Source organism: Vibrio sp. 99-70-13A1, assembly GCF_013114625.1.
In the GTDB taxonomy this organism is placed as follows: Bacteria; Pseudomonadota; Gammaproteobacteria; order Enterobacterales; family Vibrionaceae; genus Vibrio.
This window is the reverse complement of record NZ_VTXD01000034.1, coordinates 32807-52700: the sequence shown is the minus strand read 5'-3', so window position 1 is coordinate 52700 and position 19894 is coordinate 32807. Positions and strand designations below refer to the sequence as shown.

The 19894-nt window shown below is 40.5% G+C and carries 15 protein-coding genes; 8 read left to right on the top strand and 7 right to left on the bottom strand.

The annotated features are described in order from the left end of the window. Window positions 1-135: 135 nt before the first annotated feature. Window positions 136-1788, top strand: coding sequence for an FAD-dependent oxidoreductase (locus F0226_RS18230; protein WP_171736970.1), 1653 nt, complete (start codon window positions 136-138; stop codon window positions 1786-1788). Window positions 1789-1932: 144 nt separating this feature from the next. Here the strand turns inward: F0226_RS18230 and F0226_RS18225 are convergent, their stop codons facing one another. Both F0226_RS18225 and F0226_RS18220 read right to left on the bottom strand, forming a co-directional pair. After that, window positions 1933-3165, bottom strand: coding sequence for a glycosyltransferase family 4 protein (locus F0226_RS18225; protein ID WP_171736969.1), 1233 nt, complete (start codon window positions 3163-3165; stop codon window positions 1933-1935). Between the two features lie 176 nt (window positions 3166-3341). Continuing rightward, the gene (locus tag F0226_RS18220; protein WP_171736968.1) at window positions 3342-4436 is read right to left on the bottom strand and encodes a ketoacyl-ACP synthase III; all 1095 of its coding nucleotides are present in this window, start codon (window positions 4434-4436) and stop codon (window positions 3342-3344) included. A gap of 122 nt (window positions 4437-4558) precedes the next feature. On the opposite strand from F0226_RS18220, the gene trxC reads away from it, so the two are divergent. Together trxC and F0226_RS18210 are read left to right on the top strand one after the other, a co-directional pair. Next, complete coding sequence (trxC, locus tag F0226_RS18215; protein WP_171736967.1) at window positions 4559-4993, top strand: thioredoxin TrxC; 435 nt, start codon at window positions 4559-4561, stop codon at window positions 4991-4993. A gap of 159 nt (window positions 4994-5152) precedes the next feature. After that, window positions 5153-6304 carry an MFS transporter gene (locus tag F0226_RS18210; protein WP_171736966.1) on the top strand — a complete coding sequence of 384 codons (1152 nt, stop codon included), beginning with the start codon at window positions 5153-5155 and terminating at the stop codon, window positions 6302-6304. 79 nt (window positions 6305-6383) lie between these two features. On the opposite strand, the gene F0226_RS18205 is transcribed toward F0226_RS18210, so the two are convergent. Continuing rightward, entirely contained in the window at window positions 6384-7799 is a 1416-nt protein-coding gene (locus F0226_RS18205; protein WP_171736965.1) for a CHASE4 domain-containing protein, read from the bottom strand. A gap of 24 nt (window positions 7800-7823) precedes the next feature. Continuing rightward, complete coding sequence (locus F0226_RS18200) at window positions 7824-12050, bottom strand: transporter substrate-binding domain-containing protein (protein ID WP_171736964.1); 4227 nt, start codon at window positions 12048-12050, stop codon at window positions 7824-7826. Window positions 12051-12200: 150 nt separating this feature from the next. On the opposite strand from F0226_RS18200, the gene F0226_RS18195 reads away from it, so the two are divergent. The 3 genes from F0226_RS18195 (at window position 12201) to F0226_RS18185 (ending at window position 15928) form a co-directional block, all read left to right on the top strand. After that, window positions 12201-13877 carry a response regulator gene (locus F0226_RS18195; protein ID WP_171736963.1) on the top strand — a complete coding sequence of 559 codons (1677 nt, stop codon included), beginning with the start codon at window positions 12201-12203 and terminating at the stop codon, window positions 13875-13877. Beyond that, window positions 13877-15088, top strand: coding sequence for an EAL domain-containing response regulator (locus tag F0226_RS18190; protein WP_171736962.1), 1212 nt, complete (start codon window positions 13877-13879; stop codon window positions 15086-15088). The genes F0226_RS18195 and F0226_RS18190 overlap by 1 nt, the downstream gene beginning before the upstream one ends. A gap of 147 nt (window positions 15089-15235) precedes the next feature. Beyond that, window positions 15236-15928 carry a Crp/Fnr family transcriptional regulator gene (locus F0226_RS18185; RefSeq protein ID WP_171736961.1) on the top strand — a complete coding sequence of 231 codons (693 nt, stop codon included), beginning with the start codon at window positions 15236-15238 and terminating at the stop codon, window positions 15926-15928. 102 nt (window positions 15929-16030) lie between these two features. Here F0226_RS18185 and F0226_RS18180 read toward each other — a convergent pair whose 3' ends face one another. Continuing rightward, window positions 16031-16918 (bottom strand): AraC family transcriptional regulator, encoded by an 888-nt coding sequence (locus tag F0226_RS18180; RefSeq protein ID WP_171736960.1) that lies wholly within the window; start codon window positions 16916-16918, stop codon window positions 16031-16033. A gap of 51 nt (window positions 16919-16969) precedes the next feature. Here F0226_RS18180 and F0226_RS18175 point away from each other — a divergent pair, with 51 nt between their 5' ends. Then, window positions 16970-18388: an MATE family efflux transporter gene (locus F0226_RS18175; protein WP_171736959.1), complete on the top strand. Its 1419-nt coding sequence runs from the start codon at window positions 16970-16972 to the stop codon at window positions 18386-18388. Window positions 18389-18470: 82 nt separating this feature from the next. Here F0226_RS18175 and F0226_RS18170 read toward each other — a convergent pair whose 3' ends face one another. Continuing rightward, on the bottom strand, window positions 18471-18851 hold the full coding sequence (locus F0226_RS18170; RefSeq protein ID WP_171736958.1) for a nitrous oxide-stimulated promoter family protein: 381 nt from the start codon (window positions 18849-18851) through the stop codon (window positions 18471-18473). Continuing rightward, a complete protein-coding gene (locus F0226_RS18165; RefSeq protein WP_171736957.1) occupies window positions 18851-19423 on the bottom strand; it encodes a GNAT family N-acetyltransferase in 573 nt (190 codons plus the stop codon). The genes F0226_RS18170 and F0226_RS18165 overlap by 1 nt, the downstream gene beginning before the upstream one ends. A gap of 96 nt (window positions 19424-19519) precedes the next feature. Between F0226_RS18165 and F0226_RS18160 the strand changes: the two genes are divergently transcribed. Further along, entirely contained in the window at window positions 19520-19702 is a 183-nt protein-coding gene (locus F0226_RS18160; protein ID WP_171736956.1) for a DUF2986 domain-containing protein, read from the top strand. The last annotated feature ends 192 nt before the right edge of the window (window positions 19703-19894 follow it).

Here is a 19894-nt window from a genome sequence, read left to right as displayed (position 1 = left end):
AAATTAGATATTACTAATAAACCTAAATTAGTCAATTCTAATTTAGCACTAATTAAATGAAACTAACATTAGACTTTTCTAATGTTAGTTTTTATAGTGTGGCTTCAGACAAGTACTAACCCATTGGAGATTTAAATGACCAAGATTGTGATTGTTGGTGGCGTAGCCGGCGGTGCATCAGCAGCAGCCAGAGCAAGAAGATTAAGCGAAGATGCTGAAATTATAATGTTCGAGCGTGGTGAATTTGTATCATTTGCCAACTGTGGGCTTCCTTACCATATTGGTGGTGACATCAAAGACCGAAGCAAGCTGTTACTACAAACACCTCAAAGCTTCTTGGCTCGCTTCAATGTTGATGTGCGTGTGATGAATGAAGTGGTCAGTATTAATCGTGACAAGAAAACCATCACCGTAAGAAACCTTCTCGATCAAACTGAATACCAAGAAAGTTATGACTTTTTGTTGCTAAGCCCTGGTGCTAGCCCTATTACGCCAAACATCAATGGTATTGATAATCCACTCACTCATACACTTCGTAATATTCCTGATATGGACAAAATATTAAGAAGTTTAAACTCCAATAAACCTCAACATGCGACCGTGGTTGGCGGCGGTTTTATCGGTCTAGAAATGGTTGAGGCATTCCAACAGCTCGGTATTTCGACTTCATTAATTGAAATGTCTGATCAAGTCATGACTCCCGTTGACAGGGAAATGGCAGGCTTCGTACATAGCGAAATTAAAGAAAAAGGCATTGATCTTCGCTTAAACAGCGCTCTAGAAGCGGTTGAGTTCGATAGTTCAAACCAAAAGCTAACATTAAGTCTGAGTAACGGTGAGCAGATCACAACGGGTATTTTGATTATGGCGATTGGTGTTCGGCCAGAAACTTCTCTCGCGAAAGAAGCCGGTCTAACCATTGGCTCATTAGGTGGAATTCAGACCAATGATCAGTTACAAACTAGCGATCCATCTATTTACGCTGTAGGTGATGCCATAGAAGAAAAAGATTTTGTGACTGAGCAATCTACATTAGTCCCTTTAGCGGGTCCTGCCAATCGTCAAGGTCGAATGGCAGCAGACAATATGTTTGGACGAAACGAAAGTTATCAAGGTACACAAGGCACTGCCATTTGTAAGGTATTTGATTTAGCCGTTGCTTCAACGGGTAAAAATGAGAAGCAACTTATACAAAGCGGTACTGATTACGAAAAAGTCTATGTACATACCGCTAGCCATGCCAGTTACTACCCTGGAGCAGAAACGGTATCGTTAAAACTTCTGTTCCACCCGACTTCAGGTGTACTTTTTGGAGCACAAGCAGTAGGAAAGGATGGGATAGATAAGCGAATAGATGTATTGGCTGTCGCTCAACGTGCTGGAATGACTGTAGAGCAGCTACAACACCTTGAGCTAACTTATGCGCCCCCTTACGGAAGTGCTAAAGACGTGATTAATCAAGCGGCATTTGTTGCTAGCAATATTATTAAAGGTGATGCAACGCCTATTCATTATCATCAAATTGACGATTTGTCTGAAAACCAATTGTTGCTTGATGTGCGTAACCCTAACGAATTGTCTAACGGTAATTTCCTTGAAGGCGCCGTTAATATACCTGTAGATCAGCTTCGTGAGCGTATGACTGAACTCCCTAAAGACAAAGAGATCATCATTTATTGCCAAGTTGGGTTACGCGGTAACGTAGCTTATCGTCAACTCGTGAATAACGGTTATAAAGCTCGCAATTTGATCGGTGGCTTCCGTACTTATCAATTTGCTAAATCGTAGCGAGAAGTGAGTCAATTAGGAAAATAGAAATACTAAAAAGCCCATTAGCAAAAACTCTTTCTAGTTAAAACTAATGGGCTTTATTGATACTAACTTAGCAGTCGCTAGCAATGCTTTAGGTTTAATTCACCAATAGAGGTATGTCTATTTGTGTTTGTTCTTTTCATTAATCCACTGAGACATGTACTTAGTACTGGTCATTGTATGGTGCTTTAGCATTGAACCTACGAAGTTATTTAACCGATGCGATTCTAAGGTTGCTTCTAAGCGCGTCAATTCTTCAATTAAAGCATTGCCTAAAGCATTTTGCTCATAACACGCTTCTAGTAAACCATGGCACTGGCTCTGCGCAGCTAACCACTTATCTTTATTGGTATACAATTCAACCGCAGCTGAAACAAAGTCGTCATAATCATTTTCAACGGCACCAGGCCAAACCGAATCAGGGTTGGGTAGCATCCCTTCACTACCAATTTCACTCGTAATACTTGGAGTTTGCACCTTCATCGCATCTAATAGTTTGCCTTTAATCCCAGCACCAAAGCGTAATGGTGCTAAGCAAATGCGTGATTGCTCTACCACTTCCTCTGCGTCTTTAGCCCAACCCTTAATATGGAACCCTGTTTTTGGATTATGCAGTGCCGTTGCCTTTGGTGGTGGATAAGATCCGTAAATGTGCAACTCTGCTTCTGGAAGCTGTTTTCTTATCTTTGGCCAAATTTGTTGAAGCTGTAAAACCGCATCCCAGTTTGGAGCATGCCTAAAGTTGCCAATCGTCATAAAGTGTTGACGTTCTTCGAAATTAAGCGTCTTTTCTGGCAATGTATTAAGGTCAACCATAAATGGCAGATGATGGATCAATGATGGATCAATCTTAAATTCATCAACTAATAACATCATTTCATGGCTTGATATGATCAACGAAAGATCGCAACGAAGTATCGCGGCTATCTCTCGCTTAGCCAAATCACCAAAGAGATCGGCTTTAGTCTGCTCCCTGTCCGCTTTAACAGCCTGATGACGGGCGTTTCGCAAACATTGTAAGTCTTCAGTATCTAATAGCTTTAACGCAGCCGGACATGATCTTTCCACACGCCAACCAAACTGCTCTTCCATCATAAACCGATCAAACATGACGATATCTGGTTGTAACTCGCTGATGTATTCATCAAAACTGTCACTATTCAGCTCAATAGCTTTGCTTGTAATACCTTCAGCACTAAGATCTATCATGTGTTCTGTTTCTTGAGAAGGCGTAGCAAACTCTACCTCCCAACCTTGACGCTTAAATAAACGTAACAGTGACAACATATGGCTGCCAGCGGCTGAAGAGTTCGGTTCTGGCCAAACATAGCCAATTGCTAATACTTTTTTCACGTAGCTTCCTATCAGAAAAGCAAAAGGGACCGCATTTAGTCCCTCAATTAAAATTTATATGTACGATGTTAAACTGGGTAATCTTGTGGTCCGCACGCTGGTTAACCTGATGCAAAAGTTTCCCAGAATTTTACTAGAGACCGCGTTTTCACAAAATAAAGCCCCAGAAAGAGTGATTAATTTGCTTCGTTCGGGCGCTCTTTACAGTGTAAAATTGCATTTTCCAGTAGCTCTAAAGCCGTTTGGTTTAATTCTGGTAAGCTTGCATCTGACTTGCCACTGGTAGTGACTCTTTCACCCCATTTTATATGACCAGCGCCCCACGTTAATCCGGCACCAAAAGCAGCAACCAGAAGATTAGAATTTGGCTTTACAACGCCCTGCTCTACTGACTCACATAAAGCGATAGGCACAGTTGCAGCAGAAGTATTACCGTATTTCTGGATATTCACGAATGCCTTTTCACGTTCAATCCCAGCCATATCACACAGAGTTTGAATGATTCGAATGTTCGCTTGGTGAGGAATCACGACATCTATATTGTCGGTAGAAAGACCTGTACGGCTCAGAACAGTATGAGCTGCAGCACCCATTCCTTTTACAGCTCGCTTGAAAATCTCTTTACCTACAAAGTCAAAATCCCAGTAACCATTGTCTACAGCAAAACGATCCATCGATGTACCAAACTTTGGTACCGCGAGAATGTCACGCCCTTCTGCGTCGCAACCAATTTGAGCATGTTGTAGACCCACTTGGTTTTCTGTGCGAGACAGTACAACCGCTCCTGCACCATCACCAAATAGCACGGCAGTATCACGTTTAGTCCAATCGATAAAGAATGACAGTCTTTCCGCACCAATCACGATGGCATTACGGTAGTTACCTGACTGAATCAATCGAGTCGCCGTTTCTAATCCATAGATAAAACCAGTACAAGCCGCATTTAAATCAAAGGCAGCGGCTCCTTTGATGCCAAGGTTTTGCTGTACTTTAGATGCAGTGTTTGGGATCAGCGAATCAGGGCTACAAGTCGCAATAATAATTAAATCGATATCTTCAGCAGTGACACCTGCACATGCCATTGCATGTTTTGCAGCTACAGTCGCGAGTTCAGAAGTATTCACATGGCTAATGCGACGGTTTTCGATACCTGTTCGTGTTTTAATCCACTCATCAGAAGTGTCAATAAAAGTGCTTAGGTCATCGTTTGAAAGCACAGCAGGTGGCAAGCATTTCCCCCAACCTGTAATTTCAGCATAATAATTTGTCATCATTTACCTATTTATTGTTTGTTTTTATTTAAGTATCTTAAAGCTGTTTCAAACAGTATAAGCATTTCGTACCACTGTCGTAAATCGAGCATTCTACGAACTGATAATAAAAAGAGAAAGTTATGTCTACATTTAATACCCGTTGCCCATCTTGCCAAGGTGTCAACCGCGTTCCATCAGAAAGAATCACAGAAAGCCCAACCTGTGGTAAATGCAAAAGCTCACTACTAGACGGCTCACCAGTCGAAGGTACCGTTTTAAACCTACCTGCGATTCTGAACAGCGCTCAACCTGTTGTTATCGACTTTTGGGCCACGTGGTGTAACCCATGTGTTGGTTTTGCGCCAGTATTCAGTGACGTTGCAACTGAACGTGCTGGTAATGTCCGATTCGTTAAAATCGATACCGAAGCTCAACAGCAGCTTGCCGCGCAATATCAAATACGTAGCATCCCAACTGTTATGGTATTTAAGGACGGCAAGCGCGTTGATAGTATCAATGGCGCATTACCTAAATCTCAGTTTGATCAGTGGCTTAATCAAGCTTTAACTAAATAAAAGACTAAAACTATCTCATTTTTAATTAGATAGTTTTACTCAATAGTGGCGATAAACTTCTTTTATCGTCACGACTATTTTTATTCGTTTTACCCATTTCACTTTCTCCTCCATAGTCGCGGAAAATTCAACTTCCACACGACCTTGGAGACTCCTGCATTGGACAACACTCAACCTATCGCTCGTATAACAGTTCCTGTTATTGCGCTGTCACTTTACGCTATTGCTTCTGGCTACTTAATGAGTTCACTCTCATTAATGCTGTCTGACTATGGGCTAGAAAGTACGCTATCGAGTTGGTTAGCGAGTGCATTTTATGCAGGCTTACTGGTTGGTACTCTTATTATCGAACGTGTTGTGGCTCATTACGGGCATCGTAATGCTTTCGTACTTTGCTTATCAGTATTCATTGGAACCGTTCTTATCCTGCCATTACTGCCAATCAGCCAAGTGTGGTTAGTCGCACGTTTTATTGCGGGTATTGCCGTTGCGGGTATTTTTGTTGTCGTTGAGTCTTGGTTGATGAGCGGTGAAGAATCGCAGCGAGCAAAACGTCTTGCGATATACATGTGCTCTCTATATGGCGGTTCTGCACTTGGTCAATTGGGTATTGGTATATTAGGCGTTATTGGCGGTGTGCCTTTTATCGCTATTTTCACACTTTTATTCAGTGCTGTTATTGTATTACTGTTTGGCAATGTAGCAGCACCGGCATCAAGCCACTCACAAAGTTTGTCTTTTAAACAAATCACGAATTTAAGTCACAGCGCTTTAATTGGGTGCATTGTTTCAGGGCTAACTCTTGGCGCTATTTATGGTTTGATGCCTGTTGAGCTTTCTAACCGTAATATTAGCCATGATGATATTGGCGGCTTAATGGCATTGATTATTATGGGTGGCATGGCTGTACAACCAATTGTCACATGGTTGTCTCGAATGGTAGGCCAAGTATTGCTAATGGCTTTGTTCTGCCTGTTAGGCGTAGCGAGTATCGCTCTCATCACGCTTAGCCAAGATTTTTATGTTATGGCGATCAGCTTGTTTATTCTAGGTATGGCTACTTTTGCTTTGTACCCTATTGCAATCAACTTAGGCTGCCGAAACATGGATGCGAGCTACTTAGTTTCTGTCACTCAAATTATGCTGTTTTGTTACAGCATTGGCTCTGTGGCTGGTCCTATTATTGCGGACAGTTTTATGGGTTCACAATCAGGGCTGTTTACTTATTTGTTTGCTTCATTGCTAGCAACCACAATTTATATGTTTATTGCTAGCTTGAAAGGCTCCCACCTTCAAATGGCTGGTGAATAGTAAATTCGATGATTAGACATCAATGATTACTCAGTAAGATGGTCATCTAATTTTAAGGAGAGCACGTGCTCTCCTTTTATTATGAAATGTATCTTTCAATTGGAATAGTATCGTTAATTCTTATCACAACGACGGTAGAGGAATGACCATCATGATGCTCTGCTGCACTCTCTGGGCTTAAAATATTAATCGGCTGAACAATGACGTCAGCGGGATAAATATACGTCTTACTAATGATGTTCACCAACTCTGCTTTACACTCAATCCGCTCTTTATTGATGTTACTCGTATGCAGCCAAGTCGCCACATCAGGGCTTTCATGGTTAATATTACTCGTAAACAGCTCTAGTGGTTGACCAAATAGAATACTTTCACAGACATTGAACCATTGCCTAGCGGCTGGATTGGCATAACAAATCTTACCTTCGATATCCACAGTGATAATAATATCCCCAAGCGCATCAACCAGTACTTGGCTAAATTGATTCTGTCGGGACATATTAAAATACACCTTCTTAAATCGATGATGGATCAGCTTCAGCTCTTCTGGCAATTCATGAGATAACGTTTTATCTGTGCGTGCTTTATTGTATATCCCTTCATCGGTGACATAGTCAATGAGTTTCGCCATAGGAGTGATAACTCTAGTTGAAAATCCTAGCCAAAGTACAATCGTAATCAAAGGGACACTGAGCACAACGCCAAACAGCAAGTAACCAGGGTCAAAATACTGATAAGGCTTTAAGTCAAAGGTGATCACAAAGTTAGCGGGCTGAACGCGCCCATTAGGCAGTGTTATTCTATATTCCGCATTGAATGAATCATCACCATTTGTTATTCGATGCAGATCCACTTCAAAACCATAAGAATAACTAACTTGTGTTAATCGCATTCCTGCAGATGTGTAATGAAAACTGAAATCCCGTCCGATTTTCTCACTCACCTCTCGGAGTAGCTCAGAATTCACTTCTCGAAGGATAGTGACCGAACCGGTTGGTCTAACGGACGACTCTCCAACAATAGGGGCACTTGCAAACATAAAAATCCGACCATCGATAAAATCTATGCCTATATTTTGAACTGGTGTAAAAGCCATTTGCGAATGAGGCTCATGTAACCTCTTTAATCCATTGATTAAGTTAGTTTCGCTTTTCGTGTTTACATAAACAAATTGTCCAGTTGCATTTTGAATGACTAAGGTGGAAAACTTGTTATTTTTTTGAATGTGACTCTCAATAGAAACAGATTGATGCTTGATACTGTTTCTATGTACAAGTTCAGTAAGGACTGCATTTTTTGCAAGCTCTTCCGTTGCAAAGTTAAGCGCTTTGAATTCAGCAGATAAGTGGGTAACGGCTAAATTTTTATAATCTTCAACTAAGTTTTCTTGCCAAAAACTTCGTTCAAAATGCAACGCAAATGCACCAACAAGACACGCGGTCAAAGTAGCTAGAAAGCAATTGATAGCGACCGCATTTCTTAGCGATCGCTTCATAGAAGATATTTTTATCACTTTAGGTTAACTCATGACTTTCTGGGTTGGACTTCTTATTCCTTCGCAATATTGTTCGATTTCTTGCCCTAGAATCGCTAACCCTTTAGTCACAAATTCAATACGTTCATCACTGTACGTTAAGTCATTTTTTAAAGCGTTTTTTTCTATATCCTTTGCTACCGTAGAGAGAGGATCATTTCCTAAGTAAAGTGCGCTGCCTTTAATGCGATGCGCAATATCTTTGATCATGAGGGCATCTTGAATGGCACCAGCAGCTTCAAGCTCTTGAATATCGTTTTGGTAATTCTTAACAAAGGTATCGAGAATATCTAATGCTATTTCTTCATCTTCACCGCTCATGGATAAGACATGCGCTACATTAAATGTTTCAAATTCAGGCAGTGAAAATTCAAGCTCTAAGTTGTTGCTTTCTGGCTGGTTAAAACTCACGAAATCATTCATAGACTCCCCAAGCAATTCTGGTAAAAAATCAGAATCGTTAAACTTGGTTGTAATCGATTCTTGTAAACCAAATGTATCGAACAAGTCCGCGTCATTGGTTTCAAATAAATCAGAATTACCGGCTTCTAATTGACCAAGCTCTGTTTGGGACTGTTGAACGGCTAACTCGAATTGTTCCATTTCTTTTTCAAATAATTCAGCTTCAGTAAGGTCACTTAAATCCTGTTCTGTATTTAATGCACTATCTTGCTCACCTCCAAATGAAGCACCATCAGTATTAATATCAGTAAAGTACCCAGTTTCTGGTAATTCCTCTTGCGTACTTTCTAATGGGAATAAGACCTCTTGAGAATCAAGCGTTGGCTGTTCTTCGACTTCACGCCACTGAATCGCATCTACTTCGGTCTCTCCAGTTAGGTCTTGTTCTGAGCTCGTATCGCTAACCGGATTTAATAGTGATTCCTCTGCTAAAGAGTTTTCTGTGGAGAAGAAAAAATCATCTTCTTCTTTGAACTCGGCGTCACTTTCCATCTCAGTAAGCCAATCAAGGGAGTGATCGTTATCAAGGGAATCTATTGAATTGGTAGAAAGCTTCTGAACATCACTTGTTGGGAAAATATCTTCTTCAAGTTCATCATCTTGATTATCCGCTTCGAAGCTATTTGCATCTAACCACGCCACCAGCGAGTTTTCATTGTTATCAAAATCTGATTCCGCCACATAATTCTTACCAGCAATCTGCAGTAACTTATTTTCAAGTACATCAAGTGGGCATGGTTTAGAAATGTAGTCGTCAAAGCCTGCACTAAGACATCGTTTTGCCGCACCACTTAATGCATCCGCCGTTATAGCGATAAGGTGAGGCTTATCATCTTGAAACTCAGTTGATATCTTTGTAGCAAGTGTGAAGCCATCCATTTCAGGCATGTGGCAATCAGATAAGACAACATCATAGGAAGCGTCTGAAATGAACTTGTTATAAGCGATGAGTCCATTTTCAGCGGTATCAAAACTCACTCCAAGGCGTTTTAATTGCCCGCCAATTACTTTTCTATTTACTTCATTATCTTCTGCGAAAAGAACACGTAGTTTATTAAGTTGATTTCCTGAAGGCATTTCGCTAATAGCTTGATCTTGAATAATCACTTCTTCATTTTTACCTACCGCCATAGGTAAGGTAATGCTGAATAAGCTCCCATGTCCGATCACTGAAGACACTCGGATTTCACCACCCATTTCAGTAACAATTTCACTGCAGATGCTCAAACCAAGCCCTGTACCACCAAAGCGCCGTGTAATATCCCCATCCGCCTGAACAAAAGGGTCAAACAAGGAGCTTTGCTTATTTTTAGCGATGCCTATGCCACTGTCCCGCACTTGAAAGCCAATGAGGTCGTAAGATGTACCGTCATCAGACTGTTTAAAGTCAGATGCAATGAGTTGAGCACTGAGCTCCACAAACCCTTCTTGGGTGAATTTAACGGAGTTAGAGACTAAATTGTTGAGCACTTGCATTAAACGAGTGGAATCACACATGTACACTCGACCAATCTGAGAATCCATTCTGCTATTAATCGATAGATCTTTAGCTGTGGCTTTATGCTTGAAATTACCAATGACACTGGTCATCAATGAATTGAGTTCACAGTTAACACTTTCGAGCGTCAGTTTACCTGCATCCATTTTAGAAAAGTCGAGCACATCATTAAGAAGCGCCATTAGGTTTCGAGCCGAACCATTCAGGGTTTGCAGCAGATCTTCTTGTTCACCATTCAGCTTGGTGAAAGACAAAGCTTCTGCCATGCCTAAAACGCCATTCATCGGAGTTCTAATCTCATGACTCATGCGAGCTAAGAAGTCGGATTTAGCCAGAGTCAGTTCCTCCGCTTCTTTCTTTGCTAACTCAGCTTCTTGCAATGCTCTTTCTAGAGTACCCTGAATGTCTTTCCTTCTTCCTAATTGATGTCGGTAGAACAAGAAACACATCAATAAGAAAACAATGAGTATTCCACTGGCAATAACAACTTGTTGGTATAAAGCTTGAACACGTTCTGCTTCTTGGCTAAATACAATGTGTTCTTTCCATTTAACTTGAAGATCTTGCTGGAATTTATCCCCTAAATTAAAAATACCGACATTGAGTAATTCAACCCAATCGTTTTCCATTTTTGGCAAAGCAATCCTTGGCCAAAACTCAACATCAAAATCTTCTGCCTTATGAAGGTTAAGAGTAAAGAGCTTATGCTTGTTCATTAAATATGCACTATTTAATAACTTACCCACATAAGCATCAGCACGACCTTCTGCCACTGCACGCATGGCATCTTCTGCGGTATCAAGATATATGATCGGATTTACGGGGAGTAAATCAGCCAGTAATTCGTTTTCATACAAACCACGGACTAACGCTAAACGCTTGCCTTTCAACTGCCTAATTGTGTAATAGTTATCTTCACTCGCAATAGCAAGCAAAGTTCTATCTATATCTGTTGTGAATTCTAAGCTACTAAGTCGCTGTTCAGTTCTATACACGCCAGGAAACATGTCTACTTCACGATTCTTTACTGCATCCATGGCTTCTTGGAATGAGTAATACGGTTTAGCTTTAAATGTCAGCCCGAGCTTTAGGCTGAGGCTACGCATCACATCGATGATATAACCTTCTATTAGAAAATCTTCCGCAATAAAATAGGGCTCTTCCCCATCGACAATATAGGCATAGGTAAGAACGGGGTGTTCGGCTATTTTTTTAGATTGCTTATTCGTTAATTCAGGTATGTACGTGCCAACAACTGGCGCGAAAGATGCCAGCTCATTATTCTCTGTCGCTTGTTGCCATAACATCTGAGTTTTATTATTAGAGAACTCTCGAATACCACGGTTGATGAGCAACATAAGCTTCTCATCTTCAAAGCGAGTCATGGAACGTATTGGTATACCCGACGTTTTAGTTGCAACCGAAAACTCTTCGCTCAACCCTCGAATGGCTAGTTCTTTGTTTAGCTCTCTCACAGACCAGCTGAATATATAATTGAGCTTATCTACACGGTCGAGCACCTTCGATGTCGAATTGGTATGTATCTCAACATCATTATTGATATTAAAGCCAAAAGGGATGATTGATGTCGGTAAATCAAAGCCAACTTTTCCGCCTTCTATACTTTCACCAATACGTTTAGCCAGTAGAGTTTTCGCCTCTAAGTATGGAATGCTGTATTTAACCCAGCTGGTTAAATTATGGCTGTAAGTTGAAGTGGTGAGAATATCAATAGATCCATTGAGTAATTCTGAATAAAGCGTTTGATAAGGTGATAACTGAAACTTTATTTCGAATCCATATTGTTCGCCCCAAGCAAGCCAGTACTTTTTCATAAAAGTACGTAAAATAGCTATATCTTCTTGGTGTGTATGATAACCCTTAGTTTGAGACGGCTGAGGAATACCAATGGTCAATATCTTCTTTAGATGACCTTCCCCTTGACTGCTCAGTATCGCTTCAATTGAGTAGCCTTCTTCCGAAAAAACATCATTTGAACTGATCAATTCCGAACTGACTTCTTTCAAACTGACGGGCTCTGGACGACTTATCGATGAACGAATGTCTGGTAAGTCGTCAGCTAGTGGTTTGATACTTTTCACTCTGATAGTTTCTTGATTATCAGAGACCCCTTGATAGTTAGAGGTTTCTTGAAAATCAGAAGCTTCTTGGGCGAAGGTATTGAATGATATTAATCCAAGTGACAAAAATGACAGAAGCAGAATTAGCAGGTGTAAAGTACTATAAAACATATTATTCGACATCGAGGTTTATAAACTCGCTACCTAGGGGAATTGCATACAGTATAATTGCAAGTTTCTCTTAGTTCTGTTCTTTAAGGAACAGACTTCTGTATAAAAATTATAAATAATGGCTAAGTACCAATTGATAGCGACTTATATATGCCATTCAACACTCTTGATCATTCACGCCCAGTTTTAATTGTCGATGACAGCTCAATGTATAGAACCGCCGCTAAAGGTATGCTTCAAAAGCTGGGTTACCAACCGGAAATGCTGCATTTTGCCCAAGATGCTTCAGAAGCCATTTTACGATGCCGTAATAACCACTATGGTCTTGTCTTCTTCGATTACAACTTAGGTGATCGCGCGAATGGATTTCAGCTGATCGATGAACTACAGACTAAAGGCTTACTTGCCGCAGACTGCGCTAATATCATTGTAACGGGTGACGCCACAGCAGAGGTCGTTCGTGGGTTTATGGAATTAAACCCTGATGGTTACCTTCTTAAGCCACTCAACTACACCACATTAAAAGAACGTCTTTCAGGTTTTATTCGAAAAAAACGTGAGCTCGCGGATCTGCTTATTTGTTTTGCTAAGAAAGATTATGCAGCCGTTGTGACAATGGTGGATGAGGCTTTTTATAAAGATGACGACATCATCGTTCACGCTCAACGTTTGAAAGCAGAAGCACTCATAGAACTCAAGCAGTATGATGATGCCCGAAATGTGCTGATCAATTTACAAGGCAGCGGTGAGAATGGAAAAGTAGTCCTTAACTTGGCTCGTATTGCTCTCAAACAAAGACAATATAAACAAGGGTTATTCTTACTAAAACCACTTCAAAAAGACCCTTTCCATGCCGCTTCTGCTGCGCAGCTGAGCGCCGAATTAAACGTGGCTCAAATTCAGTTTGAACCTGCTCTAGAAGACATTGATCGAGCAATTGCAATTTCTCCCAAAGTGATTGAAAGACATCGCCTTAAAGTACACCTCAATATGGCAATGTTTAACTTACCTAACGCTATCTCAAGTACGAAGTCGATGATCTTAGAGTCTCGCCATTCATTTAGAGAGTCTTTGGATATGTATCAGTTAGGTGCGCAACTGGTTCTCGACCAAGCTCAGTTCTCACCAAGAGAGCAACGCTTAACTCACCTATCAGTATTAGGTAAATGGGCAGAAAGTTGGCGAGCAAAATTCCCTAGAACGGATTATAAAGCAATGGAACTGCTGCTGTTTTCTCGTGGCAATATTTTAAAAAGCGACCCAATGAAAGGACGCGCTTTGCTGCAAGAGTACAGAAGCTACGTTGCTAACATTGAAGGATATCAACCAAGCTTACTAGAAAAGATTGAGCTATCACGCGTGTATCTTTTATTAGGATTTCAAACTGAATACCAACGCTTAAGTGAGCAAATCAACATATCACTAAAAAAAGAACCCTTTACTACTAGAGATAAAGCATTACTGGCTTACTTATCTCAATGGCGAAATAAGGTTCAAAGGTCTCGAGAAACGGCTATTAAAATAAAGCGTGATGCACTCACTTTAATCGAACAGAAAAGCTTTGAAAAAGCATCAACGATGCTTGCTCACGCAATGGAAACTCAATTTACGGATAATGAAGTGCCTAAACTCTTATTCGGTGTGCTAACACGCGCTTGGCCTCACAATTGGAGTAAGCGTGACGTTATCCATTTAGCGATTCGCTGCCGAGATCAGCTTCATGATACTGACTTCATCAAAAGCAAAGAGTTTTCAGCCCAAAGCCGAGTTTTGGCTCAACAATTGGATTACAAGGATCTAGCAATGACTGCTAGTATGGCGACTTAATGGATATAGGTAACATTCTCATCATAGAAGATGATGCATTTCAAAGTAAGATTTTATATTCAATGCTTTCTTCTATCACAAGCGCCACCATTGTGACTGCGAACAATGGAAAAAAAGGATTTGAAGCGGTAAAGAAACAAAAGCCAGACCTGATCTTCTGTGATCTTTACATGCCAGAAATGGATGGTGTTGAATTTGTAAGAGTTTTAGCTGATTCAGGGATACAAACAACCGTTGTATTTACCAGTAGTGCCGCCAGTGATGTTCAAGCTGCTGTGATTGAAATGTCGAAATCATGCGGGTTAAAAAAGGTCGCCAATTTAATTAAACCTTTAAAGCGTGAACAAGTTACGGAACTCCTCACTTGGGTTCAAAAAGATACATCTATAGCGCAAAGCAAACAATCACAAGAGATTTGCGTAACGGAAGACGAAATACGACATGCATTAAGAAATGATCAGTTCGAGCCTCACTATCAAGCCCACTTTGATGCTCGTAATGGTAATTTGATTGGTGCTGAAGCTTTGATCCGCTGGAACCACCCCAAATTTGGAATGCTAACCCCTATTCACTTTTTAGATAAGCTGCTGAACATGGGTTTAAGCTATCAGTTGACTTGTCATATGCTTAGAAAATCTATTGAGACGGCCGCAAGTTGGCATAATAAAGGCTGGTCTTTGAATATATCTGTAAACGTCACGCCTACTGATCTTGTTCAACCTGATTTTGCTAACCGCGTTTTACAGATTGCTGATGAAGTTCGCTTCCCACCTCATAAATTAACTATTGAAGTGACGGAAACTGAACTGGCATCTGATTTGGCTCGATCACTTGAAAACACCAGTCGATTACGCATTCGCGGTGTAAACATTTCTATAGATGATTTTGGTACTGGTCACTCATCATTAAGCCAGTTAATTTCAAGCCCGTTTACTGAACTTAAAATTGATCAACTGTTTGTTAGCCAGATGCTAAAGAATAATAAGCACTTAGCCGCAGTACAGTGTGTCATTGCGCTAAGTAAAAGCTTGGATTTAAGAGTGGTTGCGGAAGGTGTGGAAAGCCAAGTACAAGCACGCAGGCTTGCTCAACTAGGTTGTGATGTTTTACAAGGGTACTTTCTCGCAAAGCCTAAAAGTAGCAACGATTTTATCCATTTTTGTTTCAAACATTTTAATAAGCCTTCGCAATGCAATAATACCCCCCTCTAAAATCACATCCACAAAACAAAATCGGCAGCACCTTTTCTGCCGATTTTTATAATACTTTCTTTACCGATTTAAGTATTAGAGTTTATTCATATTGTAAGAACGTAAATCACCAAGTTACACTATGAAAAAATACAATCGAGATCGCTTTTGAAAACCTCTACTTCCGATATTCAGTGGCCTTGTCCGCTTAGCCAAGCATTAAAAGATGAACTAATGCTTTCTGCCATTACTGTACATGGTATTTCAGACCGAAATCAGTTTAAACGTACGAGTGAAGGTGGTGTTTTTTATATCGTTCAAGGGATCATGTCGATTAGCTTTGCGTCTGAAAACACAAATACGATGAATGCCACGCTACTGAGTGCCAATACTTGGGCTGGTGGTGGAGTCATATACAATAGCTTGTCTTTCAACGCGACCATTGATGAAATTCTCCCCTGCACTCTTTTGTATTTCCCAAAAGAAAAAATTGACCGGCTTGCCAGTACTAACAATGAAGTGTTTCGTTGGTTGTATCACTGCACATTAGATATTCAAAAAAATTGGCTGCAATCTCAACTTTGTTCGCTTTACGATCGTGAATCTCGAATTGTCTTTTCTTTACTGGATCTCGCAAAACGCTTGACCGCCGTTCAAGGCAGCTTGATAAAAATCGATATTTCACAGAAGCAGCTCAGCCAAATAACAGGAATATCTCGCCCAAGATTAAATGAAGTACTGAAAAGCTTAGAGAAACAAAATGAAATCAGCTTAGAGCGAGGCAGCATTCACCTTATTGACATTCCATCTCTTAATAAGAGGACGGAGAAACTTGAGCATGCTTTCCAAGCCATGGGCTAATTTTGGTTTTTTGCTGAAGCTCTAAATTATAAGCTTTAGGTTCTAGGTTCTAGGTTCTAGGTTCTAGGTTCTAGGTTCTAGCATAGTTTGAGCATTAATTTTTTAGTGATGTAATGATTTTCTATATTGACTAGGAGATTGCCCGAAATGCTTTTTAAAACGGTGCGAGAAGTTGTAAGGGTCTTTATAGCCTAGCCGATGAGAAATCATGGTGACTGACCATTCCTGATGATGGAGTAAACTCGCGGCTTTATCCATTCTCAAGTGAATGAGCTTACTTCTAGGTGACAGCTGAAACAATGATTTAGTGACTCTGTTGAGTTGTTCTTCACTGATGAATACTCGCTTTGCCATCTCTGCTACTGTCCAATTTAAATGTAAGCTGCTTTCAATTTCATTATATAACGCTTGTACTCGAGAAGTGGTACTGGTCGATTTTGGTTCGAATCCAGTTAATAAGCGTACAATTTCACTCGACACTAGTTTTCTAAAACTTGCACGCCCACCAATTTCGAAATACAACAAATTTAATAAAGACCACACTTGCTCACACTCTCCGAACGGTACAATTGATTGCCCTAAACCTGCCATGTGTTGCCATTGTGGAGTGTCAGGTATCAGCATCCACGCCATTTTCCAATAGTTTTGTTGTGGGTTCAGTTCAAACCGGAAGGAAGTTCCAGCAGGCAAAACAACTAAAGTATAGGGCTCTATTTCAGCAACAAATGTAGAGGTTGTTAGAATACCACTGCCTTCTTGCGTAAATACGAAAGTATGAACAGACACGGATTCTCGCTCTACCAAGTAACCATCAAATAATTTCGCCATACCAGCCATATGAACTCCACAGGCTTGTAGTTCAGGAATATCTTCAGTGGTCAAAAAGCGTTCTTTACAACTTTCAGCAAGAAAGACTTCATCTTGCCATGTTGTTTTAGGCTGCATTGTGCCAATGACGGATTCGCACAGGTTTTCTCGATTTTTAAACATGTTCTTATCTTAGGCTAATCACTATAGTTCTTGCCATAAACTGGAGAGCCTATGACTACTAAAACTTACCCTAACGCAAACAATCCAACTAAGCCAGAGCATATATTATCTAGGATAATTAAGCTCGGCTTACCTGTAGCACTACAAAGTGCTTTAGTTGCAATACTCGCCCTTGCCGATGTATTGATGGTTAGCGATTTTGGTATGGAAGCCACTGCGGCTGTGGGAATAGCATCAAAATGGCACTTCGTTGCAATAATGATCATGGCTGGTCTCGCCACCGCTAACGGTACACTAGTCGCTCAATACTGGGGGAAAGGTGACCGTTCGAGTGCGAAAACGATTACATCAATTACTTTGAATTTCGGTTTGAAAGTGTTACTGCCAGTAACGGCAATTATTACGCTTGGCGCTCAATTATTGATGATGCTACAAACCAGTGATCAAACTGTGATAGACCTAGGAGCGTCTTACCTTTGGTATGGGTTTCCGGTTCTTTTACTTACACACATTGTGATTGTAACAGAAGCAAGCATGCGCTCATCAGGTGACACCGTCACTCCACTATTACTTGGCGCTGTGACTATTGGGCTAAATATAGCTTTGAACCTAATCCTCATTAAAGGAGCATTTGGGATTCCAGCAATGGGTGTGGCTGGCGCAGCCTTAGCTACGACACTTGCTCGCTTAATCCAAGTGATCATGATGTACGCCTACATGCGCTATAAAAAACACTGGCTACTCACATCAGAAAGCTCTACTCACAAACAATCACTGTGGCTTTCTTATCGTCGTATTGCTTTTCCACTTACAATGAATGCTGTGCTTTGGGCTGTAGGGACAATGGCTTACCAAATGGTTTTTGGTCACATGGGGACAACTGAATTAGCCGTGTTCTCTATGCTTGCACCGTTTGAATCACTTTGTTATTCCGTATTTTTCGGTATCTCAGTTGCGTGTTCTGTCCTACTTGGTCATTCATTAGGACGTGACGAATTCGATCAAGCGATGGATATGGGGAAAGCTTTTATTAAGATTGTGGTTGTATTTGGTATTGCCGTCGGCTCTGCTTTATTTTTAGGTCAAGAATACGTTCTTGAATGGCTAAATCTAACAGAAGCGAGTTTATATACATTAGCTTCGCCAACTATGTTCTTCATGAGCTGTGCCATTGTCATTAGAATGCTCAACATGGTGATCATTAATGGAATGCTGCGCTCTGGTGGCGATAATAGATTCTGTTTACGTATGGACTTCATTGCCATGTGGATGGTTGGAATTCCAGTCTGTGTATTTGGTGCATTTGTATTGGGGTGGAGTTTTCAATATATCTACGCATTAATGCTTGTTGAAGAAGTAGTGAAATTGGCTATTTGTTCGCATCGCTACGTAAGCCGACGCTGGATTAATAATTTAACCATTGGCCATGATAACGATAACGATAACCAGGCTACACCAACTGTTGCGTAAACAGCATTTAGTCAGGTTAACTTGAGAAAAAGGGTGAGCATGAATGTGCTCACCCTTTTATTATTGAATCTACACTAATAAATTATTTCAGTCTTTTGTGTCGGTTTGAGGCATTAGGCAAAGGCTTAGACGGCACGGTACGTCTTTCGTGTAATAAGTGTCTAATCGCTAATATAGGATGCTTTAACAACATTCTAGGACCCGAATATCGCATCACTAAACGCATCTGTTCTTTAGGCTCAGGTTTATAACAATGAATTGGGCACTTATTGCAGGTAGGTTTTGCTTCACCATATGGGCATCGATCAAGTCGAGTCTCAGCATAGTCCAGTAACTCCGAGCAATCCGCGCAAAGCCCCTTAACTGTTCCGTGGTGGTCATTACAATAAATATGAACCATGGCGACCACCGTTTTAAATTCAGTTGCCAGTTCGCCAGTGAGTATATCTTTGGTTTGATACATTATTGAGTGCCATGCTTGGATTGAGTGACAAGGTTAGGTTGAGAGTGGGTGCTGAATTGACGATCAAAGTTCAACTGATAAAGATTGAGATCCACCGACTCTGATAAAGCCTCTTCAACTCTTTCAAAACTAAACCCTAAGCGTTCAAGTAGGCTTATACTGCGCTGATTGTTTGAGGTGGTAATCGCGACAAGGCTTTTAATTTTTAATCTGTTCTGCGCATCATCCAGTACTGCTTTCGCAGCTTCATAAGCAATACCTTTGCCGTAGACACTTGGAAAGTAACCATAGCCAATATCATATGCTTCTAATGTATCTCGCTTGATCAAACCACAAACACCTAGGGCAGATAAGGTATGTTTATCTTCAACCAACAATAAACACACACCTTTATCTTCAAACATCTTCAAAATATTATTTTCTATGTAACTCATTGCCGATTTAGGAGAATCAATGCCTTTATCACCAATGTCGTTTAAGAAATCTTCGGTGTTGTATAAAGCTTGAATAAAATCGGAATCATCATGCGTGATCATTCGTAAATTTAAACGCTCAGTGGTAAGTGGTTGCATTGACATCATTCTCCATCGAAATACACTCATTTATTGAGTTCTGCGGCTAAAATGATTATCCTCCACCGCATTAACTAAATACAAGGCTATGCAGCAATGAACCGTAAGAAAAAAATTAACGATATTCTAAAAAAGAAACAAAAGAGAGCAAATGCTAAGCTGCATACTAGCAATAAGCCTCGCTACATTTCTAAAGCAGAACGAGCCAAGATAGAAGCTGAAGAAGCGGCTACGAAACAGAACGAAGAAGCGGTTTCGTCAAACGAAGTTTCTGACTAAATTGACTCAAAACATGCCTATACTAAATTCCCCATTCTTTATAGGCATGTTTAACTTTTCATCGTCACTTTTGACTTTTTATAAACACGTTTACATTTTCCTGCACGGAAAATTCAAAGCTGTACCTGACCACGCCTTTACCCTTCAATATGCAAATTGTGACATAGTTTAAATATATTAAAAACCAATCCT